Source organism: Microbacterium sp. GW823-FHT02G05, from assembly GCF_058797175.1.
In genome coordinates this window covers 670297-690640 of record NZ_JBXAJK010000002.1, presented here as the reverse complement: position 1 = coordinate 690640, position 20344 = coordinate 670297, and the positions used below count along the sequence as shown (strand labels likewise).

At 65.4% G+C, this 20344-nt stretch carries 22 protein-coding genes; 20 read left to right on the top strand and 2 right to left on the bottom strand.

Annotated features, from left to right (window positions below; genetic code table 11):
- Nucleotides 1-4: 4 nt before the first annotated feature.
- From AC1REM_RS13345 to AC1REM_RS13335, 3 genes are read left to right on the top strand one after another with little or no spacing between them, the layout of a single operon-like run.
- A complete protein-coding gene (locus AC1REM_RS13345; RefSeq protein ID WP_492515048.1) occupies nucleotides 5-814 on the top strand; it encodes a thymidylate synthase in 810 nt (269 codons plus the stop codon).
- Nucleotides 811-1287, top strand: coding sequence for a dihydrofolate reductase (locus AC1REM_RS13340; RefSeq protein ID WP_492515047.1), 477 nt, complete (start codon nucleotides 811-813; stop codon nucleotides 1285-1287). The genes AC1REM_RS13345 and AC1REM_RS13340 overlap by 4 nt, the downstream gene beginning before the upstream one ends.
- On the top strand, nucleotides 1287-2048 hold the full coding sequence (locus tag AC1REM_RS13335) for an SDR family NAD(P)-dependent oxidoreductase (protein WP_492515046.1): 762 nt from the start codon (nucleotides 1287-1289) through the stop codon (nucleotides 2046-2048). The genes AC1REM_RS13340 and AC1REM_RS13335 overlap by 1 nt, the downstream gene beginning before the upstream one ends.
- A gap of 11 nt (nucleotides 2049-2059) precedes the next feature.
- On the opposite strand, the gene AC1REM_RS13330 is transcribed toward AC1REM_RS13335, so the two are convergent.
- Nucleotides 2060-2599, bottom strand: coding sequence for an NUDIX domain-containing protein (locus AC1REM_RS13330; protein ID WP_492515045.1), 540 nt, complete (start codon nucleotides 2597-2599; stop codon nucleotides 2060-2062).
- Between the two features lie 82 nt (nucleotides 2600-2681).
- On the opposite strand from AC1REM_RS13330, the gene dapA reads away from it, so the two are divergent.
- From dapA to dapF, 14 genes are all read left to right on the top strand, one after another.
- Complete coding sequence (dapA, locus tag AC1REM_RS13325; protein ID WP_204937576.1) at nucleotides 2682-3659, top strand: 4-hydroxy-tetrahydrodipicolinate synthase; 978 nt, start codon at nucleotides 2682-2684, stop codon at nucleotides 3657-3659.
- Between the two features lie 55 nt (nucleotides 3660-3714).
- Entirely contained in the window at nucleotides 3715-5391 is a 1677-nt protein-coding gene (locus tag AC1REM_RS13320) for a ribonuclease J (protein WP_492515044.1), read from the top strand.
- Nucleotides 5392-5490: 99 nt separating this feature from the next.
- Nucleotides 5491-8235: an FtsK/SpoIIIE family DNA translocase gene (locus tag AC1REM_RS13315; RefSeq protein ID WP_492515043.1), complete on the top strand. Its 2745-nt coding sequence runs from the start codon at nucleotides 5491-5493 to the stop codon at nucleotides 8233-8235.
- A complete protein-coding gene (pgsA, locus tag AC1REM_RS13310) occupies nucleotides 8235-8819 on the top strand; it encodes a CDP-diacylglycerol--glycerol-3-phosphate 3-phosphatidyltransferase (RefSeq protein ID WP_492515042.1) in 585 nt (194 codons plus the stop codon). Before AC1REM_RS13315 ends, pgsA begins: the two co-directional genes overlap by 1 nt.
- A 24-nt stretch (nucleotides 8820-8843) precedes the next feature.
- Nucleotides 8844-9335, top strand: coding sequence for a CinA family protein (locus AC1REM_RS13305; protein WP_492515041.1), 492 nt, complete (start codon nucleotides 8844-8846; stop codon nucleotides 9333-9335).
- 147 nt (nucleotides 9336-9482) lie between these two features.
- Nucleotides 9483-9791, top strand: a complete 309-nt coding sequence (locus AC1REM_RS13300; RefSeq protein WP_204937571.1) for a helix-turn-helix domain-containing protein — start codon at nucleotides 9483-9485, stop codon at nucleotides 9789-9791.
- A gap of 47 nt (nucleotides 9792-9838) precedes the next feature.
- On the top strand, nucleotides 9839-10063 hold the full coding sequence (locus tag AC1REM_RS13295) for a DUF3046 domain-containing protein (protein ID WP_204937570.1): 225 nt from the start codon (nucleotides 9839-9841) through the stop codon (nucleotides 10061-10063).
- A gap of 279 nt (nucleotides 10064-10342) precedes the next feature.
- Nucleotides 10343-11398 carry a recombinase RecA gene (recA, locus tag AC1REM_RS13290; protein WP_492515040.1) on the top strand — a complete coding sequence of 352 codons (1056 nt, stop codon included), beginning with the start codon at nucleotides 10343-10345 and terminating at the stop codon, nucleotides 11396-11398.
- Nucleotides 11399-11400: 2 nt separating this feature from the next.
- Nucleotides 11401-12258 (top strand): regulatory protein RecX, encoded by an 858-nt coding sequence (locus AC1REM_RS13285; protein ID WP_492515039.1) that lies wholly within the window; start codon nucleotides 11401-11403, stop codon nucleotides 12256-12258.
- Between the two features lie 49 nt (nucleotides 12259-12307).
- Nucleotides 12308-13858 carry a tRNA (N6-isopentenyl adenosine(37)-C2)-methylthiotransferase MiaB gene (gene miaB, locus AC1REM_RS13280; protein ID WP_492515038.1) on the top strand — a complete coding sequence of 517 codons (1551 nt, stop codon included), beginning with the start codon at nucleotides 12308-12310 and terminating at the stop codon, nucleotides 13856-13858.
- A gap of 4 nt (nucleotides 13859-13862) precedes the next feature.
- On the top strand, nucleotides 13863-14834 hold the full coding sequence (miaA, locus tag AC1REM_RS13275; protein WP_492515037.1) for a tRNA (adenosine(37)-N6)-dimethylallyltransferase MiaA: 972 nt from the start codon (nucleotides 13863-13865) through the stop codon (nucleotides 14832-14834).
- A complete protein-coding gene (locus AC1REM_RS13270) occupies nucleotides 14831-15259 on the top strand; it encodes a GNAT family acetyltransferase (protein WP_492515036.1) in 429 nt (142 codons plus the stop codon). Before miaA ends, AC1REM_RS13270 begins: the two co-directional genes overlap by 4 nt.
- Nucleotides 15260-15309: 50 nt before the next feature.
- Nucleotides 15310-15840: a dihydrofolate reductase family protein gene (locus tag AC1REM_RS13265; RefSeq protein ID WP_492515035.1), complete on the top strand. Its 531-nt coding sequence runs from the start codon at nucleotides 15310-15312 to the stop codon at nucleotides 15838-15840.
- Between the two features lie 9 nt (nucleotides 15841-15849).
- Entirely contained in the window at nucleotides 15850-16722 is an 873-nt protein-coding gene (gene dapF / locus AC1REM_RS13260) for a diaminopimelate epimerase (RefSeq protein WP_492515034.1), read from the top strand.
- A gap of 8 nt (nucleotides 16723-16730) precedes the next feature.
- On the opposite strand, the gene AC1REM_RS13255 is transcribed toward dapF, so the two are convergent.
- Nucleotides 16731-17384, bottom strand: coding sequence for a class I SAM-dependent methyltransferase (locus AC1REM_RS13255; RefSeq protein WP_492515033.1), 654 nt, complete (start codon nucleotides 17382-17384; stop codon nucleotides 16731-16733).
- Nucleotides 17385-17715: 331 nt separating this feature from the next.
- Between AC1REM_RS13255 and hflX the strand changes: the two genes are divergently transcribed.
- From hflX to AC1REM_RS13240, 3 genes are all read left to right on the top strand, one after another.
- Nucleotides 17716-19032: a GTPase HflX gene (hflX, locus tag AC1REM_RS13250; RefSeq protein WP_492515492.1), complete on the top strand. Its 1317-nt coding sequence runs from the start codon at nucleotides 17716-17718 to the stop codon at nucleotides 19030-19032.
- A gap of 128 nt (nucleotides 19033-19160) precedes the next feature.
- Complete coding sequence (locus AC1REM_RS13245; RefSeq protein ID WP_378789218.1) at nucleotides 19161-19370, top strand: heavy-metal-associated domain-containing protein; 210 nt, start codon at nucleotides 19161-19163, stop codon at nucleotides 19368-19370.
- On the top strand, nucleotides 19370-20302 hold the full coding sequence (locus AC1REM_RS13240) for a DUF8832 domain-containing protein (RefSeq protein WP_492515032.1): 933 nt from the start codon (nucleotides 19370-19372) through the stop codon (nucleotides 20300-20302). The genes AC1REM_RS13245 and AC1REM_RS13240 overlap by 1 nt, the downstream gene beginning before the upstream one ends.
- Nucleotides 20303-20344: the final 42 nt, after the last annotated feature.

Sequence of the window (20344 nt, the reverse complement as noted above, 5' to 3'; positions counted from 1 at the left end):
CACCATGAGCAATGCCGTGTCGACGCCCTATGAAGACCTTCTCCGCGACGTCTTGGCGGAGGGCACGCACAAGTCCGATCGCACGGGCACCGGCACGACGAGCGTGTTCGGTCGACAGATCCGCTTCGATCTCTCGCAGGGCTTCCCGCTCATCACGACGAAGCGCGTGCATTTCAAGTCGATCGCGTACGAGCTGCTCTGGTTCCTGCGCGGTGATTCGAATGTCGGGTGGCTCAAGGAGAACGGCGTCACGATCTGGGATGAGTGGGCGGATGCCTCGGGCGACCTCGGTCCGGTCTACGGAGTGCAGTGGCGGTCATGGCCGACTCCTGACGGCGGACACATCGATCAGCTGAGCGACGTCATCGAACAGATCAGGCAGTCGCCGGATTCGCGTCGCCTCATCGTGTCGGCGTGGAATCCGGCGGACATCCCCGACATGGCGCTCGCGCCGTGCCATGCGCTGTTCCAGTTCTATGTCGCGGACGGCAAGCTCTCGTGCCAGCTGTACCAGCGCAGCGCAGACATGTTCCTCGGCGTGCCGTTCAACATCGCCTCCTACGCGCTGCTGACGATGATGATCGCGCAGCAGGTCGGCCTGGAGCCGGGTGACTTCGTCTGGACCGGCGGCGACTGCCACGTCTACGACAATCACCGCGAGCAGGTGCAGGAGCAGCTGAGCCGGGACGCCTATTCCTATCCGACACTGCGGTTCGCACGCAGGCCGGAGTCGATCTTCGATTACCGGTATGAGGACTTCGTGATCGAGGACTACCAGCACCACCCGTCGATTCGCGCGGCGGTGGCGGTATGACCTGGGTCGGCCTGATCTGGGCCGAAGCCGCAGGCGGAGTGATCGGCGCCGAAGGGGGCATGCCCTGGCATGTGCCTGAAGACCTCGCGCACTTCAAAGAGATCACGATGGGGTCGCCCGTGGTGATGGGGCGCAAGACCTGGGAGTCGCTGCCCGAGCGCTTCCGGCCACTGCCGGGGCGCGAGAACATCGTCATCACGCGCCAACAGGACTGGGCGGCCGATGGCGCACGCCGTGCGGCCACGATCGCAGAAGCGGTGCGGGGGCTCGAACGTGTCTGGATCATGGGCGGTGCTGAGATCTTCGCGCAGGTGATCGGCGGTGCGGATCGCCTCGAGGTCACTGAGCTCGACCTCGACGTACCCGGAGACGCCTACGCCCCGTCGCGAGCGGGCTGGCGTCTCGTCGACACAGGGGAGTGGCAGACCTCCCGCACCGGTGTGCGGTACCGCTTCCTCGGATACGAGCGCTGATGCGCTCCGCCCTCATCACAGGAGCCAGCGCCGGACTCGGTGCCGAGTTCGCCCGTCAGCTTGCCGCCGATGGGGCGGATCTTGTGCTGGTGGCGCGTTCGAACGCCAGGCTCGAGGCACTCGCCGCAGAGCTGCGGGCCGCATACGGTGTCCGCGTCGAGGTGCTCGTCGCTGACCTCGCCCGTACACGCGACGTCGAACGGGTCGCGAAGCGACTGTGCAGCGAGAAGCATCCGATCTCCCTCCTCATCAACAACGCCGGCTTCGGGCTGCCCCTGCATTTCGCGGACAACGACATCGATGATGAGGTGCGCCACCTGCGGGTGCACGTCGAGGCATCCATGCGGCTCATGCACGCGGCACTCAGCGTGATGCGCGGTCGCGGTGGACGCATCATCAACGTGGCATCCGTCGCCGGATTCATCTCCCGCTCGACGTACTCCGCGTGCAAGTCCTGGCTCATCGGGTTCAGTCGCTGGGCGAATGCCGAGTACGCGCAGGATCGTGTCTCGGTGACGGCGGTGTGTCCCGGCTTCACCCATACGAGCTTCCATGAGCGGATGGGGTTGGCGCCGGGGGATGAGGGCGTGCCCGATCTGATGTGGCTCGACGCGCGCGACGTGGTGCGTGAGGCGCTGCGGGATGCGGCCCGGGGCAAGGCCGTGTCCATCCCGTCGTTGCGTTACAAGGCGATCGTCGCGCTCACGAAGGTGCTGCCGGCTTCGCTGACCGCCGGGGTCGCGCGTCGCGGACGCGTCTGAGCAGTCTCGTCTCAGCGAAGGCGGCCGAGGTGGATGGCGGCGTAGGTGAGCGCCGCGATCGTCTCGCCGTCGCGGATGCGACCGTCTGCGATCATCTCCACGACCTCGGGGAACGGCACCCATGAGACATCCTGGATCCCCTCCTCCGTCTGACCGTCGGTGCGCGAGGCGTGCGCGCGGATCCCACCCGCGAGAAACACGAACTCCGGCGCGACGCTCACGCCGTTCAAGGCGGTCATCTCGCCGAGCAGCGTCCACTCGTCGGCCTGCAGGCCGGTCTCCTCGAGGAGCTCTCGCTGCGCCGCGATGATCGGATCCTCGCCGTCCGTTCCGCCTGCGGGAACCTCGATCGATCGTCCCGTCGTGTACCGGTCGAGGGTGACGAGGCACACGCGGTCGCTCGCATCGAGCGCGACGACGAAGACGGCGGGATGGCGCAACGTGACCACTCCGTAGATGCCATCTCCGCCGGGCCCGGTGACCTGGTCCTCTCGTACCGAGATCCAGCGGTTCTCGTACACGATCTTCGAATCACGGGTCTGCCAGGTCATTCGGCGAGCCTAGTAGTTGGCTCGTGAGTCCTCGTGGCGTCACCGTCTGGGTCGCACGCCGCCGAACCGATACGCTGAGAGCATGACGCACTCGGGAAATCCATTCGGACAGGTTCTCGTCGCGCTCGTCACTCCGATGACGGCCGACGGTGAAGTCGACTGGCCCGCCGTCGAGAAGCACATCGATGACGTGATCACCGCAGGAGCGGACGGCATCGTCGTGACGGGAACGACCGGTGAGACCTCGACCCTGACGGATCCCGAGAAGCTCAAGCTCGTCGAGGTCGGGAAGTCGGTTTCCGCGGGCCGCGCCAAGATCATCACGGGCGGTGGCTCCAACGAGACCGCGCACGCGATCGAGCTGTACAAGGCCAGCGAGAAGGCCGGCGCCGACGGCATCATGATCGTCACGCCGTATTACAACAAGCCCACGCAGGCCGGCATCCTCACGCACTTCCGCCTCGTTGCAGACGCGACCGACCTGCCGGTGATCCTCTACGACATCCCTGGGCGCACCGGGGTTCCGATCAAGTACGAGACGATCCTCCGCCTCGCCAAGCACCCCAACATCCTCGCGGTGAAAGACGCCAAGGGTGATTTCTCCGAGGTGAGCCGCGTGCTCAACCAGACAGACCTGCTCTACTTCTCGGGAGACGACGCCAACGTGCTCCCGCATCTCGCGATCGGGGCATCCGGGCTCATCGGCGTCACCGCGAACATCGCACCGACCCCGTACCGCACCATCATCGACGCCGTGAACCGCGGCGACCTGGCCACGGCGACCGCCGAGCACAAGCGTCTGGAGCCGCTCGTTCGCGCGGTCATGACGCACGTTCCCGGCACCGTGGCCGCCAAGTACATCCTGCACGGGCTGGGCCGTATCGGCAGCCCGCGCGTACGGCTCCCGCTCGTGGGGCCGGAGGAGTGGGAAGCCGCGATCATCGAAGACGAGCTCGCGCTCGTCAAGGACGTGCCCGGCGCCGACTTCTCGAACTTCCGTCCCGACCGCAATGCGGCCGCTGGAGGAGCGCTTCCCAAGGTGCACGGCACCACGCGGTGAGCGCGCTCTCGCGCACAATTCGAACGGGCACACGGTGCCCGGCCCTGGAGGCATGATGACCATCGCACTCGCAGATCCCGAACCCCTCGCCGACGGCGTCCTCCGTGTCACGCCGATCGGTGGACTCGGAGAGATCGGTCGCAACATGACGACCTTCGAGTACGACGGCAAGATCCTGATCGTCGACTGCGGCGTGCTGTTCCCTGAAGAGCATCAGCCGGGCGTCGATCTGATCCTGCCGGATTTCGAACCCATCAAGCACCGTCTCGACGACATCGTCGGTGTCGTGCTCACGCACGGTCACGAAGACCACATCGGGGCTGTGCCGTATCTGCTGCGCCTGAAGAACGACATCCCGCTGATCGGGTCGGGTCTCACCCTCGCGCTTGTCGAGGCGAAGCTCAAGGAGCACCGCATCCGTCCGTTCACGCTGACGGTGAAGGAGGAGCAGCGCGAGCAAGTCGGTCCGTTCGATCTCGAGTTCGTCGCCGTGAACCACTCCATCCCGGATGCTCTCGCTGTCGCCATCCGCACGCCTGCGGGCATGGCGCTGGCGACTGGTGACTTCAAGATGGACCAGCTGCCGCTCGACGGTCGCATCACCGATCTCCGCGCGTTCGCACGTCTGGGGGAGGAGGGCGTGGATCTCTTCCTGGTCGACTCGACCAACGCGGATGTCCCGGGATTCACCCCGACCGAGCGCTCGATCGGCCCCGTGCTCGATCAGGTCATCGGCAAGGCGCCGCGGCGCGTGATCGTGGCGAGCTTCTCGAGCCACGTGCACCGCGTGCAGCAGGTCATCGATGCCGCTCATGCACACGGGCGTCGGGTCGCTTTCCTCGGGCGCAGCATGGTGCGCAACATGACGATCGCCGAAGACCTCGGGTATTTGAAGGTGCCTGCGGGTGTGCTCATCGACTACAAGAAGGCGCGTGACCTTCCCGAAGACCAGATCGTCTACATGTCGACGGGGTCGCAGGGCGAGCCGATGGCCGTGCTCAGCCGCATGGCGAACCTCGATCACGCGATCGAGCCGGGTCCCGGAGACACCGTCATCCTCGCCTCGAGCCTGATCCCGGGCAACGAGAACGCGGTCTACCGTGTGATCGACGGGCTCACCAAGCTCGGAGCCAATGTCGTGCACAAGGCCAACGCCCGCGTGCACGTCTCGGGCCACGCCGCCGCCGGCGAGCTGATCTACTGCTACAACATCCTCCGCCCCAAGAACGTGCTCCCCGTGCACGGCGAGTACCGTCACCTGATCGCGAACGCGAAGCTCGCGCAGGACACCGGGATCGCCGAAGGGAACACGTTCATCGCCTCCAACGGCACGATCATCGATCTGAAAGACGGTGAGGCGCGCGTCGCCGGCCAGCTCGATCTCGGCTTCGTGTACGTCGATGGATCGACGGTCGGTGAGATCACGGATGCGGACCTCAAGGACCGTCGCATCCTCGGTGAAGAGGGCTTCGTGTCGGTGATCGTCGTCGTCGACTCGACGACAGGTGACATCATCTCGGGTCCCGAGATCCACGCGCGAGGTGTGGCAGAAGACGACTCCGTCTTCGACGACGTCGCGCCGAAGATCGTCGCAGCTCTCAAAGAGGCGGCCGGCAACGGCGTGCGCGATCCGCACGCGCTGTCGCAGGTCGTGCGCCGGACGATCGGTCGATGGGTCAACCAGAAGCTGCGTCGTCGTCCGATGATCGTTCCGCTGGTCATCGAGGCGTAGTCTGCGGAGGGTGCTGCATCCCCGTTCCTTCCGGTGCGAAGGTGGCGGGATGCCGCGTCACTACGGGCAAATGTCTGTGCTCCCGCGTAGCGTGGAAGCATGGCCAGGAGTACGAGCGCGACCAGCAAAGGTCAGTCGTCTGAGAAGTCTTCGGCGCGCCCTCGTTCCACGGCTGCGGCGAAGCCGCGTGCGCAGGCGGCGCCGAAGAAGTACATCGATGAGGTCGAGAAGCCTCCCGTCGCCGCGCGCGCATGGATGGGCCTTGCGCACGGTGTCGGCGGTCTGTTCCGCACGTTCGGGCCCGAGACGCTCCAGAAAGACGATCGTCGCGACGGTTTCCCGTTCCTGCTGGTGCTGTTGGCGATTGCGGGTGCCGTCAACGAGTGGTTCTTCATCGGCAACGAGGTCGCGGCCAACATCAGCGCCTACTCTGTCGGTGGCCTGATCGGCCGGACCGCCTTCGTCATGCCCGTGCTGCTTCTGCTACTGGCGGGATGGATGTTCCGACACCCCTCATCCGTCAATGACAACGGTCGTATTGGCATCGGCTTCGGACTCTTCATCCTGACAGTCGCCGGCTTCTGCCACGTGGCGGGAGGCCAGCCGCAGCCGAAGTCCGGCATGCCGGCGCTGAGTGCGGCTGGCGGACTCTTCGGATGGATGCTGGGGGAGCCGCTGTCGTACCTCACATCACCGGTGGCATACGTCGTGCTGTCGCTCCTCGCCGTGCTCAGCATCCTCATCATCACCAAGACGCCGCCGAACCGCATCGGTCAGCGCCTGGGTGATCTCTATGCCTGGATGTTCGATGAGGATCGGGCTGAGAAGCCGGTGAAGGACGCAGAGTCGATCGCCGAGGCTGACAAGGTCGACGATCCGGATGTGCTGCCCTGGTGGCGTCGCAACAAAACCGGTCGCGAAGAAGACCCCGACGGCGGTCTGGGATCGCAGGACCTCACCGAGATCCTCATGACGGAGGATAAGACTCCGGCCTACGACCAGGCCGTGATCGTCACGAACGCTGCGGCCGCGGCGAACGACCCCTACGACGCGGCGACCGAAGTGCTGTCGGACGTGCGGGCCGTGACCGACATGCTTGCCGAGAAGCAGAGCACAGCACTGCTGGACGACGGTGACACCGGCGAGATGCCCGAGCTTCCCGGTCTCGACGGCTTCGGCACAGACGGCCCGGGCGACCGCGGCCCGCAGGCCCCCGTCGCGCCCTACATCCTTCCGCGGCCGAGCGTGCTCAGCGAGGGGCCGCCCTCAGTCGCGCGCTCCGAGGCCAACGACCGTATCGTCGAGCAGATCACGAACGTGCTCACGCAGTTCAACGTCGATGCCAAGGTCACCGGCTTCTCGCGCGGACCCACCGTCACGCAGTACGAGGTCGAGGTCGGTCACGGCGTCAAGGTCGAGAAGATCCTGCAGCTCAGCAACAACTTCGCCTATGCCGTCGCGTCAAATGACGTGCGCATCCTCTCGCCGATCCCGGGGAAGAGCGCGATCGGCATCGAGATCCCCAACACCGACCGCGAGACTGTCGCCCTTGGTGATGTGCTGCGGTCGCAGGCGGCGCAGAAGAGCACGCATCCGATGACGATCGGCGTCGGTAAGGATGTCGGCGGCAACTTCGTCGTCGCGAACCTCGCCAAGATGCCGCACCTTCTCGTTGCCGGTTCCACCGGTTCGGGTAAGTCGAGCTTCGTGAACTCCATGATCACGAGCCTGCTCATGCGGGCGCGTCCGGCAGATGTGCGCATGGTGCTGATCGACCCGAAGCGGGTGGAGCTCACCAGCTACGCGGGCGTTCCGCACCTCATCACGCCGATCATCACGAACCCCAAGAAGGCAGCCGAGGCGCTGCAGTGGGTCGTGAAAGAGATGGACATGCGCTACGACGACCTCGCGTCGTTCGGCTTCCGCCATATCGACGACTTCAACCGCGCGGTGCGCGCCGGAGAGGTCGAGGTGCCGGTGGGCAGCGAGCGTGTACTCAAGCCCTATCCCTACCTGCTCGTCGTGGTCGATGAGCTCGCCGACCTCATGATGGTCGCGCCTCGTGACGTCGAGGACTCGATCGTTCGCATCACGCAACTGGCCCGCGCGAGTGGTATTCACCTGGTGCTGGCAACGCAGCGTCCGAGCGTCGACGTGGTCACGGGCCTCATCAAGGCGAACGTGCCGTCCCGTCTGGCGTTCGCCGTGACGAGCGTCACCGACAGCCGCGTGATCCTCGACAGCCCCGGCGCCGACAAGCTCATCGGCCAGGGTGACGCCCTCTTCTCGCCCATGGGCTCTTCGAAGCCGTTCCGCCTGCAGGGCGCATGGGTTGACGAGAAAGAGATCGAAGCGGTCGTCAAGCACGTCACGCAGCAGGCGCGCCCCGAGTACCGCGCGGATGTTCAGGAAGCGATCGAGCCGAAGAAGAAGAACGAGGTCGACGAAGACATCGGCGACGACCTCGAGTTGCTGCTGGCGGCCGCCGAGCTCATTGTCTCGACGCAGTTCGGCTCGACGTCGATGCTTCAGCGCAAGCTGCGAGTGGGCTTCGCCAAGGCAGGTCGTCTCATGGACCTGCTGGAGTCTCGCGAGGTCGTCGGCCCGTCCGAGGGTTCCAAGGCGCGCGACGTTCTCGTGACGGCAGAGCAGCTTCCCGGTGTGCTCGCGCGTCTGCGCGGGGACACCCCGGCGCCCGCGGCGTCCACCGCGCCACCCGCCGCTGCGGCTGCGGGGATGGCAGCAGGAGTCGACCCGGTCGAGGCGCAGTTCGCAGGCCTGGAAGTCGTCGAGGCCGATGATGACGGTGACGAAGACGCCTGGTCGTTGACGGGTCGTGATTGATGGCGATTCCTCGACAGCTTCCCAACGCGATCACGGTCGCGCGCATCCCGCTCGCCGTCGTCTTCTTCGTGCTGCTGCTCATGGGTGGGCAGTACGGCGACACTGACCTGGCGCTCCGCTGGGTCGCGGGTGGACTCTTCGTACTCGCGATCTCGACCGACTGGGTCGACGGGTACCTGGCACGCAAGTACGACATCGTCAGCGACTTCGGAAAGCTCTGGGACCCGATCGCCGACAAGCTACTGACCGGCGCCGGTTTCGTGGGCCTGGCGATTCTCGGCGAAGTGAGCTGGTGGATCGTCATCGTCATCCTCATCCGCGAGTGGGGGATCACCATCCACCGCTTCATGGTGGCCAGCGAGCACATCGTGGCTGCTGCCTGGATGGGCAAACTCAAGACGGCGTTCCAGGGGGTCGCGCTCGGATGGGCGCTACTGCCATTGCACGTTGTTGTCGGCATGCCGGTGTGGACGGTCGTGACCTTCGTCCTGATGCTGGTCGTGCTCGTGCTGACGGTGCTCAGCGGAATCGACTACATCCTCGCCCAAGCGCGCGGTGTGCGCGAGGGCCGTCGGGCGATGTAGGGGCGAGGAAGAAGGGCGCAAGCCATGGATGCTCCGGACGCTCTCCTCTCTGCTTTGCGTGATCGCGGACTTTCACTCGGGGTCGCGGAGTCGCTCACGGGTGGTGCGCTCTGTTCCGCACTCGTCACGGTGCCTGGAGCGTCGGCCGTTCTGAGAGGCGGGATCGTCTCGTACGCGACAGAGATCAAAGAGAGCGTGCTCGGCGTTGACGCTGCGGTGCTGGACCGGTTCGGGCCGGTGCATCCTGAGGTCGCCGCACAGATGGCGGACGGCGTCCGGCGGGCGATGTCGGTTGGTGGAGTTTCTGCAGACGTGGGAATCTCCACGACAGGAATCGCGGGTCCGGACTCGCCGGATGGGCAACCCGTCGGCACTGTGCACATCGGTGTGAGCATCGGTGCGCACACGAGTACTCGGAAATTCCACTTCGATGGCGACCGGGCCGAGGTCCGTGCGGCAACGGTCTCCGCGGCGCTGGAGTGGGCACGTGAAGTCGTGGAGTGCGCCGGGGAATAGTCTGCGCCTGCGTGAAGTTGAGTCATGTGTACTCACATTTAAAGCACAGGTTGAAAAGATAGGTTCAGACGTGTCAGATCGGGTTAGACTGACGATCCAACCGGGCGAGCTGCACGGTTCGGACGGTCCAGAAAGGGGGAGGTTCTGATGATTCTTGTACGACAGGAAATCGGCGATGTTCTGAGGGACTTCCGTCTGCAGAAGGGCCGCACCCTGCGCCAGGTTGCCAGCAAGGCGTCCGTGGCGCTGGGCTATCTCAGCGAGGTGGAGCGCGGCCAGAAGGAAGCGTCGAGCGAGATTCTCGCCTCGGTTGCAGAAGCTCTCGATGTTCCCATCTCGACCATCATGCGCGAGGTCGGTGACCGTATCTCGGTCCTCGAGGGAATCTCCACCTTCCCGGACGTCGTTCCCGCAGACCTCGTGGCTTCGGTCGAACCAGAGCTGTCGCTGCGCTGAGTGTCTTGGTCGCGAGCAGTCGCGGCAGGTCGTGGTGGAAGGATCCCATGCGCAGGAGTGAGTTCCTCCGTGCCGTCGATGTCGAGTTCGGTGCCCGATCGACATCGTTGCTGAACGATCTCGTGCTCGGTGCGGTCGGAAGCCGGACCGCCGTCGACGCTCTGGATGCAGGCGTGCCGCCCCGTGAGATCTGGCTGGCTCTGTGCGACGAGGCGGAGGTGCCCGCCGAGCGGCGCTACGGTGCGGGACGCATGGAGCCGCGCCGCTCCTGATAGGCGGGACCAGGGCGACCCTGCGAGATTCGTTCCCGTTGCGGATGCTGCTTCTCGGCGTGTCCTCGAATATCTGTTCGAACTCGGCGTAGTCTTCTGCACAGATGGTTTCGAATCCTCGTCATCCACCGATCGTGTGAGTGGACCTCAGAATGTCTGAGCCCCCTTCTACGGTGATTGATGTGGCACCGAGCCATACGCCTTGTCGGAGAGCAGGCCCCAGCCGGGGCTCGCCGCGACAGCCTATAGGCGGCATCACGTCAGCACGAAGGAGCAACCATGCCATCACCCGCAGACCGCGAGAAGGCTCTCGAATCGGCCCTCGCCCAGATCGACAAGCAGTTCGGTAAGGGATCGGTGATGCGACTGGGCAGCGACGAGCGCGCTCCCGTCGAGGTCATTCCGACCGGTTCCATCGCGCTGGACGTGGCACTGGGGGTCGGCGGACTCCCGCGTGGACGCATCATCGAGATCTACGGTCCGGAATCGTCCGGTAAGACCACGCTCACGCTGCACGCGATCGCCAATGCGCAGCGCAACGGCGGCATCGCCGCATTCATCGACGCTGAGCACGCGCTCGACCCCGAGTATGCGAAGAAGCTCGGCGTCGACATCGACGCTCTTCTGGTCGCGCAGCCCGACACCGGTGAGCAGGCGCTTGAAATTGCCGACATGCTCGTACGGTCGGGCTCCATCGATCTGATCGTCATCGACTCTGTCGCCGCACTCGTGCCGCGCGCCGAGATCGAGGGTGAGATGGGTGATTCGCATGTGGGTCTGCAGGCGCGACTCATGTCGCAAGCGCTGCGAAAGCTCACCGGTGGACTCAACCAGACCAACACCACGATGATCTTCATCAACCAGCTGCGAGAGAAGATCGGCGTCTTCTTCGGTTCGCCCGAGACCACCGCCGGCGGTAAGGCGCTGAAGTTCTACGCATCTGTGCGTATGGACATTCGTCGAATCGAGACGCTCAAGGACGGCACGGAGGCAGTGGGTAACCGCACCCGTGTGAAGGTCGTCAAGAACAAGATGGCACCGCCGTTCAAGCAGGCCGAGTTCGACATCATCTACGGCGTGGGTATCTCGCGCGAGGGCAGCCTGATCGACTTCGGTGTCGAGCACGCGATCGTCAAGAAGTCCGGTGCCTGGTACACCTATGACGGTGATCAGCTCGGACAGGGGAAAGAGAACGCGCGCAACTTCCTTCTCAAGAACCCCGACATCGCCAATGCGATCGAGACGCAGATCAAGCAGAAGCTCGGCATCGGCGGTGCGGCACCTGTGGCAGTTGAAGCTCCGGCCGATCCGTCCGCACAGCGTCGCTCGGCCTGAGCATGGCTCGTGATTTCGGGGGCGGCGCATCGGATGATGCGCTCGCCCCCGTCATCCCTCTCTTCGGACGCAAGGGCGGGAGACAGGTTGACGATGACGTCGCGGAGACGGCACACGAAGCCGATGTCGACGACTTCACGAACTCAAAACACCCGGCGGGATCATCGCGTGCCGCAGAAGCCTCCGACGTCTTGCGTTCCTCGTTCCCCGCAGGCGTGGCACCGCTGAGAGCATTGTCATCTTTTACAGAACCGGATCACAGTTCTGACGGCGCCTCGGCCGACCCGAGGGAGGACGAGAGCCGCGGTGATGCCGAAAGCGGCAACGACGGCGAAGAGGTGCGCGCCGCGGCCGTCGCTGTCCTCGTGCGCAAACTCAGCGCCAAACAACTCTCCGTCAGCGAGGCACGGGATGTTCTGCGGACGCAAGGGGTCACCGGTAGCGACGCCGGTGACGTCCTTGATGACTTCGAAGAGCGCGGCTACCTCAATGACCTGGCCCTTGCGGAGATGCTGGTGACCTCGGGAGCAGAGCGCCGCGGCCAGGGGCGCGTCGCTATCGGCCGCACTCTCGCGCAGCGGGGGATTCCGCGACACATCGCCGACGAGGCATTGGGCGTCCTTGAAGACGACGATGCCGAGCGCGCGCTGGAGTTCGCACGCAGCAAGGCCCCGTCCATGGCGCGACTCGACGACGATGCCGCACTCCGGCGTCTCGTCGGGCAGCTCTCCCGGCGAGGGTACGGCGGAAGTGTTGCGATGACCGCGGCGCGGAACGCATTGCGTGAGAACAAACGTGGCTTCGCATCACGCCCCACGAGCGTGCGCTTCACGCCGTCGGATGACGACGATCTCGCCTGAACCCCTCGATGTGTGGGTACCGTGAGACCGCTCGTAGAATGGCTAGATCATGACTACACCAGTGAGTGAACCGACGATCATCGCGCCGTCTGCGGCGGCGGTCGACGCGTCGGGGCGTGCGCGTTCCTACGAGGTGCGCACATTCGGCTGCCAGATGAACGTGCACGACTCCGAACGCCTCTCGGGGTCGCTGGAGAGTGCTGGCTACGTGCGCGCCGAGAGCGGTGCTGAGGCCGACATCGTCATCATCAACACCTGCGCCGTGCGTGACAACGCGGCTGGCAAGCTCTACGGCACCCTGGGACACCTGGCGGCAGTGAAGCGCCGCAAGGAAGGCATGCAGATCGCCGTCGGCGGCTGCCTTGCTCAGATGGACAAGCAGGCCGTCCTCGACAAGGCGCCTTGGGTTGACGTCGTGTTCGGCACGCACAACATGGGGTCGCTTCCCACGCTCCTCGAGCGTGCACGCCACAACGGCGAGGCAGAGCTGGAAATCCTCGAGTCGCTCGAAGTCTTCCCCTCGACGCTTCCCACTCGACGGGATTCCGCGCACAGCGGCTGGGTGTCGATCTCCGTCGGCTGCAACAACACGTGCACCTTCTGCATCGTGCCGAGCCTGCGCGGGAAGGAGAAAGACCGCCGCCCGGGTGACATCCTCAATGAGATCCGCCTTCTCGTCGAAGACGGCGCGATCGAGGTCACTCTCCTCGGACAGAACGTCAACTCGTACGGCGTGGAGTTCGGCGACCGGCAGGCGTTCAGCAAGCTGCTCCGTGCAGCCGGTGAGATCGAGGGCCTGGAGCGAATTCGCTTCACAAGCCCGCACCCGGCGGCTTTCACCGACGACGTGATCGACGCCATGGCCGAGACTCCCGCGGTCATGCCCCAGCTGCACATGCCGCTGCAGTCCGGAAGCGATCGCATCCTCAAAGCGATGCGCCGCTCCTACCGCAGCGAGAAGTTCCTGGGCATCCTGGACCGGGTTCGCGAGCGGATGCCCCATGCGGCGATCTCCACCGACATCATCGTCGGTTTCCCCGGCGAGACGGATGAGGACTTCGAAGACACCATGCGGGTCGTCGAAGCTGCACGCTTCGGCAGCGCCTTCACGTTCCAGTACTCGATTCGCGAGGGCACGCCCGCCGCGACCATGGAGGACCAGGTTCCCAAGGAGGTCGTGCAGGAGCGTTACAACCGCCTGATCGCCCTGCAAGAGCGCATCTCGCTGGAAGAGAACCAGAAGCAGGTCGGACGCGAGGTCGAGGTGCTCGTCTCGACTGGTGAGGGCAAGAAGGACGCGGAAACGCATCGCCTGACTGGCCGCGCCGAAGACAATCGACTCGTGCACTTCCAGGTTCCTGAGGGGTCTGACCTTCCGCGTCCGGGCGACGTCGTCTCGGTCACGATCACGCACGGTGCGCCCTTCCATCTGCTCGCGGACGACCCGACGAGCGCCCCGCTGAAGATCCGTCGCACGCGCGCAGGAGACGCCTGGGACCGTTCGCAGTCCGAGTCGTGCGCCGTGCCGGCTCCTGCAGCTGAGGACGGTGCGCCGCGCGCGGTCTCGCTCGGCCTTCCCACACTCCGCATCGGAGTCTGACGGCGTGACCGCACCGATCCCACCGGTCGCTGCCGTCCGCGCGCCGCGCCTGTGGGCCATCGTCGGCGCGACCGGAACAGGCAAGAGCGACCTCTCTCTCGATCTCGTCGAACGACTCTCGCAGCAGGGAATCGGCGCCGAGATCGTCAACGTCGATGCGATGCAGTTCTACCGCGGAATGGACATCGGCACGGCCAAGCTTCCACTCGCGGATCGCCGCGGCATACCGCATCATCTCTTCGACGTGCGTGAGGTCACGGAGGAAGCTGCTGTCGCGTGGTATCAGCCACTCGCACGAGACGTCATCACCGATATTCACGCGCGCGGCAATGATGCGATCCTCGTCGGTGGCTCCGGCCTGTATGTATCGAGCGTCATCTACGACTTTCGTTTTCCGCCGCGAGACCAGGACCGGCGTGCACGGCTGGAGGCCGAGCTCGCCGAACGAGGAGTCGGACCGCTGCTGACACGTCTGCGCGAGATCGACCCCGCGACGGCCGCGCGCATCGATGCGCGCAACGAACGTCGGGTCATCCGCGCGCTCGAGGTCGCGGAGCAGGGAGAGAACAACCACGGGGCGACGCTTCCGGTGCGGCCCGAGCTCTGGCACGCGCACACGCGCGTGCTCGGCGTGGCAGTGGAGCGTCAGGCACTGGTCGAGCGGCTCGATCGTCGTGTCGAGTGGATGTGGCGCGACGGGCTCATCGCCGAGGTGCAGCAGCTGAGGGAGCATGGGCTGGAGCAGGGCGTGACCGCACGGCGCGCGATCGGATACGCGCAGGCACTGGCACAGATTCTCGGCGAGATCAGTGAGTCGGAGGCGATCGCCCAGACACAGGCGCTCACTCGCCGATATGCGCGCCGCCAGGTGTCCTGGTTCAAGCGCTATGCCGAGATCGAATGGCTCGATGCGCTCAACGGCGCACCTGCTGCCTTCCTTGATTCGCTGGATTCGACAGAGGGTGCAGCGAAATGACGGCGCACACGGAGATCCGGGTGTTCGAGACCGGAGACACTGACGAGGTTGTAGCGCTCTGGGAGTCGGCAGGACTCACACGTCCATGGAACGACCCGCGTGAAGACATCCGACGAAAACTCGCGGTGCAGCCCGAGCTCTTCCTCGTCGCGGCGGAGTCAGGGCGCATCGTGGGATCGGTCATGGCCGGCTACGACGGCCATCGCGGGTGGCTCTACTATCTTGCGACGGCTTCCGATCGGCGCGGCGCAGGAATCGGGCGGATGCTCGTGGAGGCTGCGGAGACACGGCTGATCGCGATGGGATGCCCGAAGGTGCAGCTCATGGTGCGCACCGAGAACGAGAGCGTGCGTGGCTTCTACGACAGCATCGGCTATGAACCCTTTGACATCTGGACGACCGGAAAGCGACTCATCGTAGATTGACGAGTTCGCGCACCTCGGTGAATGTCGGAGGGTGGTGCGAAGCTCGTTCCATGGCGACCCACTACTACACTGCGGCGAGTCTTGACGGGTTCATCGCGACGACCGAACACTCGCTTGACTGGCTTCTGCGGCAAGAGATCGACATGGAAGGGCCCATGGCCTACCCGGAGTTCGAGAAGCGCATCGGCGCGCTCGCGCTCGGGGCGTCGACCTTCGACTGGGTGATGCGGCATGAGGGCGGAGTCTGGGGCTACACCCAACCCACATGGGTGTTCACTCACGGTTCCCGTGCGGTTCCTCAGGGGGCAGACGTCCGCATCGTCTCGGGCGATGTCGCCTCTGTCCACGCCGAGATGCTCGGCGCAGCCGGAGAGAAGGACCTGTGGATCGTCGGAGGAGGAGATCTCGCCGGCCAGTTCGCGGATGCCGGGCTTCTCGACGAGGTCTGGGTGCAGTACGCCCCGGTCACCCTGGGAGCCGGCGCTCCGCTTCTCCCACGCGAGCTCGATCTCGAACTGATCGACTTCGCGCGCAATCAGAGCTTCCTCTGCGGGCGCTACCGCGTCCTCCGGCCTGAATAGACTGGGCAAATGGTCGCATTTGCCAAGGGTCACGGCACCGGAAACGATTTCGTCATCATCGCAGACCCTGAGGGGGCGCTCGACATCACGCCTGACCAGGTGGCAGCGCTGTGCGATCGCCACTTCGGGATCGGCGCAGACGGTCTGCTGCGGGTGGTGCGATCCGCAGCGATTCCCGAGGGCGTGGCCGCCCTGGCCGAAGAGCCGGCAGCCGAGTGGTTCATGGACTACCGGAACGCAGACGGGTCGATCGCCGAGATGTGCGGTAACGGCGTGCGCGTCTTCGTGCACTACCTCGTACGCAGCGGGCTGGCGACGATCGAGGCTGGCGCGACACTGCCGATCGGCACGAGAGCAGGCGTCCGGGACGTCACCGGGCGCGACGGCGAGTACCAGGTCGATCTGGGCCGCTGGCGTCTGGATGGCACGGAACCCCTTGCCCGCGCGACGGGACTGGATGTTCCGCGTCCCGGGCTCGGAATCGACGTCGGAAATCCGCATGTCGTCGTCGCGCTGGCATCCGAGAGCGAACTCGCCGATCTCGATCTGGCTCGCTCCCCAGAATTGGCGCCTGCGCCCGCGAGCGGAGCGAACGTGGAGTTCGTCGTGCCTGAAGAACCGCTCGTTCGCGACGGGATCGGTCGCGTGCGCATGCGCGTGTTCGAGCGCGGTGTCGGCGAGACCCTCAGCTGTGGCACGGGAGTCGCAGCGGCGGCGCTGGCCGTCCGGCATTGGGCGGGGCCTGCGGCGCCGAACCACTGGCGAGTCGAAGTCCCCGGCGGCACACTCGGTGTACGAATGTTCCCGGCAGAGGATGGCGAGCACGTCGCCCTCTCAGGGTCAGCGCAGCTGGTCTTCCACGGTGAGGTCGAACTGGCCTGACGTCCGAGTCAGAGGTCGTCCGGCACGACGTCGATGGGTTCCGTCGGCGGAGTCCCGTGCCTGCGCACCTTGATGACCCGGAATCCTCGCGCGGTCGCGGCACGATAGACGCTGTATCCCTCGTCGAAGTTGGCGGCGAGCCAGCGCTGCAGCGAATCGGAGCCGAGGTTGCGCTGCACGACGAGCCAGGCATCGCTGCGCTCATCGAGGCGGGGAATCCAGCGCTCAAGAAGACCGTGCAGTACGTTCTTGCCAACGCGGATCGGCGGGTTCGATCGGATGGTGCGGAACGCGATGTCGTCGGGAACATCGTCGGGCAGAACCGCGTTGATGTTGGTGAGACCCAGATGATCGGCGTTCCGTCGCACGAGGTCGAGCGCGCGCTCGTTCACGTCGACGGCCCACACGGTCGCATGCGGAGACATGAGCGCCATTGACAGAGAGATCGGACCCCATCCGCTGCCGAGGTCGAGCAGATGACCGCCGGGCGGAACAGGCGGAGTGTTCGACAGCAGCACGGCGGTGCCGGTGTCGAGATGCTCGGGGCTGAAGACGCCTCCGGCGGTCGTCAGTTCGAGCTCGCGGCCCGCAAGTGTGACCCGGATTCGACGAAGGTTCTCAGGGCTTGCGGGGGCCGCAGTGAAGTAGTGGTCGGAACCCATAGAGCGAGCGTAGCGGAGAGCCGGGGCTATGGTTAAGGCGCTCCAGAATTCAGTGAGCAGAGCCCCGGTTTCTGGGGCAGAGGGAAAGGTGCGGATGACGCAGTCCACAACACACGATGAGAATGACGACGTGCACGACGACACTCTCATCGATGGCGAGCACGACAACTCCTCGATCGATCGCATCCTCGCCGCAGGCGAGCGCCGTGCGGGGTCGCATATCTTCGGTGCCGCACAGGCCCTGCAGGAGGGGGAGACGGCCGGTCACGGCTCATCCGACGGTGAGCAGTGGGATCTGGCCGATCGGCATGCCCTCCGTCGTGTCGCCGGGCTGTCGACCGAACTCGAGGATGTCACCGAGGTCGAGTACCGCCAGCTGCGCCTGGAGAACGTCGTCCTGGTCGGGGTCTATCCGCAGGGCGCACAGGAAGATGCCGAGAACTCCCTCCGCGAACTCGCGGCGCTCGCAGAGACGGCCGGAGCCGTGGTTCTCGATGGTGTGCTTCAGCGACGTCCCCACCCGGACCCCGCAACGTATCTGGGCCGTGGCAAGGCCGCGGAGTTGAAGGATCTCGTCGCCGCTGTCGGCGCGGACACCGTCATCGCCGACACCGAGCTTGCACCCAGCCAGCGTCGTGCACTGGAGGACGTCGTGAAGGTCAAGGTCATCGACCGCACGACCGTGATCCTGGATATCTTCAGCCAGCACGCCAAGAGCCGCGAGGGCAAGGCGCAAGTGGAGCTCGCGCAGCTTGAGTACCTGCTGCCGCGTCTGCGCGGATGGGGTGACTCGATGAGCCGTCAGGCGGGTGGCCAGGTCGGCGCAGGCGGCGCGGGCATGGGCTCCCGCGGTCCCGGTGAGACGAAGATCGAACTCGACCGCCGCCGCATCCGCACCCGCATGGCGCAGCTGCGTCGTCAGCTGCGCGATTTCGCACCCGCCCGTGAGGCGAAGCGCGCGGAACGCAAGCGCAACACGATTCCCTCGGTGGCGATCGCGGGGTACACGAACGCCGGTAAGTCGAGTCTGCTGAATGCGCTCACGAGCGCGGGTGTGCTGGTCGAGAACGCCCTGTTCGCGACGTTGGATGCCACGGTGCGTCGCACCGAGACAGCCGACAGTCGCGTCTACACGCTGACCGACACCGTCGGCTTCGTGCGCAACCTTCCGCACCAGCTGGTTGAAGCCTTCCGCTCGACGCTGGAGGAGGTTGCCGATGCGGATGTCATCGTGCACGTCGTCGACGGCGCCCATCCCGATCCTGCGCGTCAGTTGCAGACAGTACGTGATGTGATCGGCGATGTCGGGGCACGCGACATCCCTGAGATCGTCGTCTTCAACAAGGCTGACCTGCTCAGCGAAGACGAGCGCCTCGTGCTGCGCGGTCTGGTGCCGAAGGCGCACTTCGTGTCGTCGCGCTCGGGGGAGGGCATCGAGGAGCTGCGCGTCGCGATCACCGAGACGCTGCCGAAGCCGGCCGTGGAGGTGCGCGTGGTGGTTCCCTACGACCGCGGTGACCTGGTTGCGGCAGTGCATGAGACCGGGATGCTGCTGTCTTCTGAGCATCTCGCTGAAGGGACGGCGATCCACGCGCACGTCTCCGAGCGCCTCGCCGCGGAACTTGCCCCCTTCATAATCTCCGCCTGATCTGGGTCTTTCATCTCGCGCTTCCGTGCGAGACTCTTCTCTTTCATCAAATCTGGAATACCCCCGGTGGGTATGGGTTACACTGAATGCATACCCACTGGGGGTATCCAGGATGAAGGAGAATCGCGATGTCGACGACGGAGTACCAGGTCACCGGGATGACGTGCGGGCACTGTGAGATGTCGGTCCGCGAAGAGGTCGAGCAGATCGCCGGTGTCGAGGGCGTGGATGTCTCCGCCAAGACGGGGCGACTTGTGGTGACCGCTGAGAAGGCGCTCGATGACAGCGACGTTCTGGCCGCGGTCGCAGAGGCCGGCTACTCGGCGGTGCGAGCCTGATGAACGCCGGGGGACGGCTGGTCGCGTATGCCGCAGGGGTGGCGGTCGCCTTCGCGGGTGCCTTCGGCATCGCGGCCGCCGTCGTCCCCGCCACGGCGGCAGAATCCTGGCAGGAGAGAGACATGAACGAACACGCAAGTATGGACACAGCGCCGGAGGTCCCGGATGAGGCGCTCTCGGGTCTTGCACCCTCGTCAAACGGATACGTGCTGACGGCAGTGCAGGCGCCGGAGGTACCGGCCGTCGACGGGGAGATCCGCTTCGAGGTCCGCGACCAGCAGGGGGTTCCCCTGACGGATTACGCGACGGCGCACGAGAAGCAGCTGCACCTCATCGTGGTGCGCAGCGACGGGCAGGAGTTCCGTCACGTGCATCCCGTTCTCGACATGCAGTCAGGCGTCTGGTCTGCACCCTGGAACTGGGCGCAGGCGGGTACATATCGTGTCTACGCAGACTTCACGCCGAAGGGTCTCGAGTCGCAGGGGATCACCCTCACGACGACGGTCCACGTTGCCGGAGAGTTCCGCCCGGTGGCATCCGCGCCCTCTTCTCACGCTGCCGTGGACGACTTCGAGGTCGCGCTTGACGGGGAGCTCGTCCCGGGGCGTGCGTCCGAGCTGACCCTCTCCGTCACCCGTGCGGGTGAGCCCGTCACCACGCTGGAGCCGTACCTGGGCGCTTTCGGCCACCTGGTCGCACTGCGTGAGGGCGATCTCGCCTATCTGCACGTGCACGCCGACGGCGATGCGGCGAAGGCCGGGGAAAGCTCCGGGCCGGAGATCACATTCATGGCGGAGGCGCCGACGGCAGGTCGGTACCTGCTGTACCTGGACTTCCAGGTGGACGGCGACGTGCGCACCGCGGCTTTCGTGGTCGACAGCACGGACGTCGATTCAGCAGACGAAGCCGACGAAGAGTCGCACGCACACTGAGACAATCCGCGAGCAGGGAGCAGTCCCTGATCCGTTCAGAAG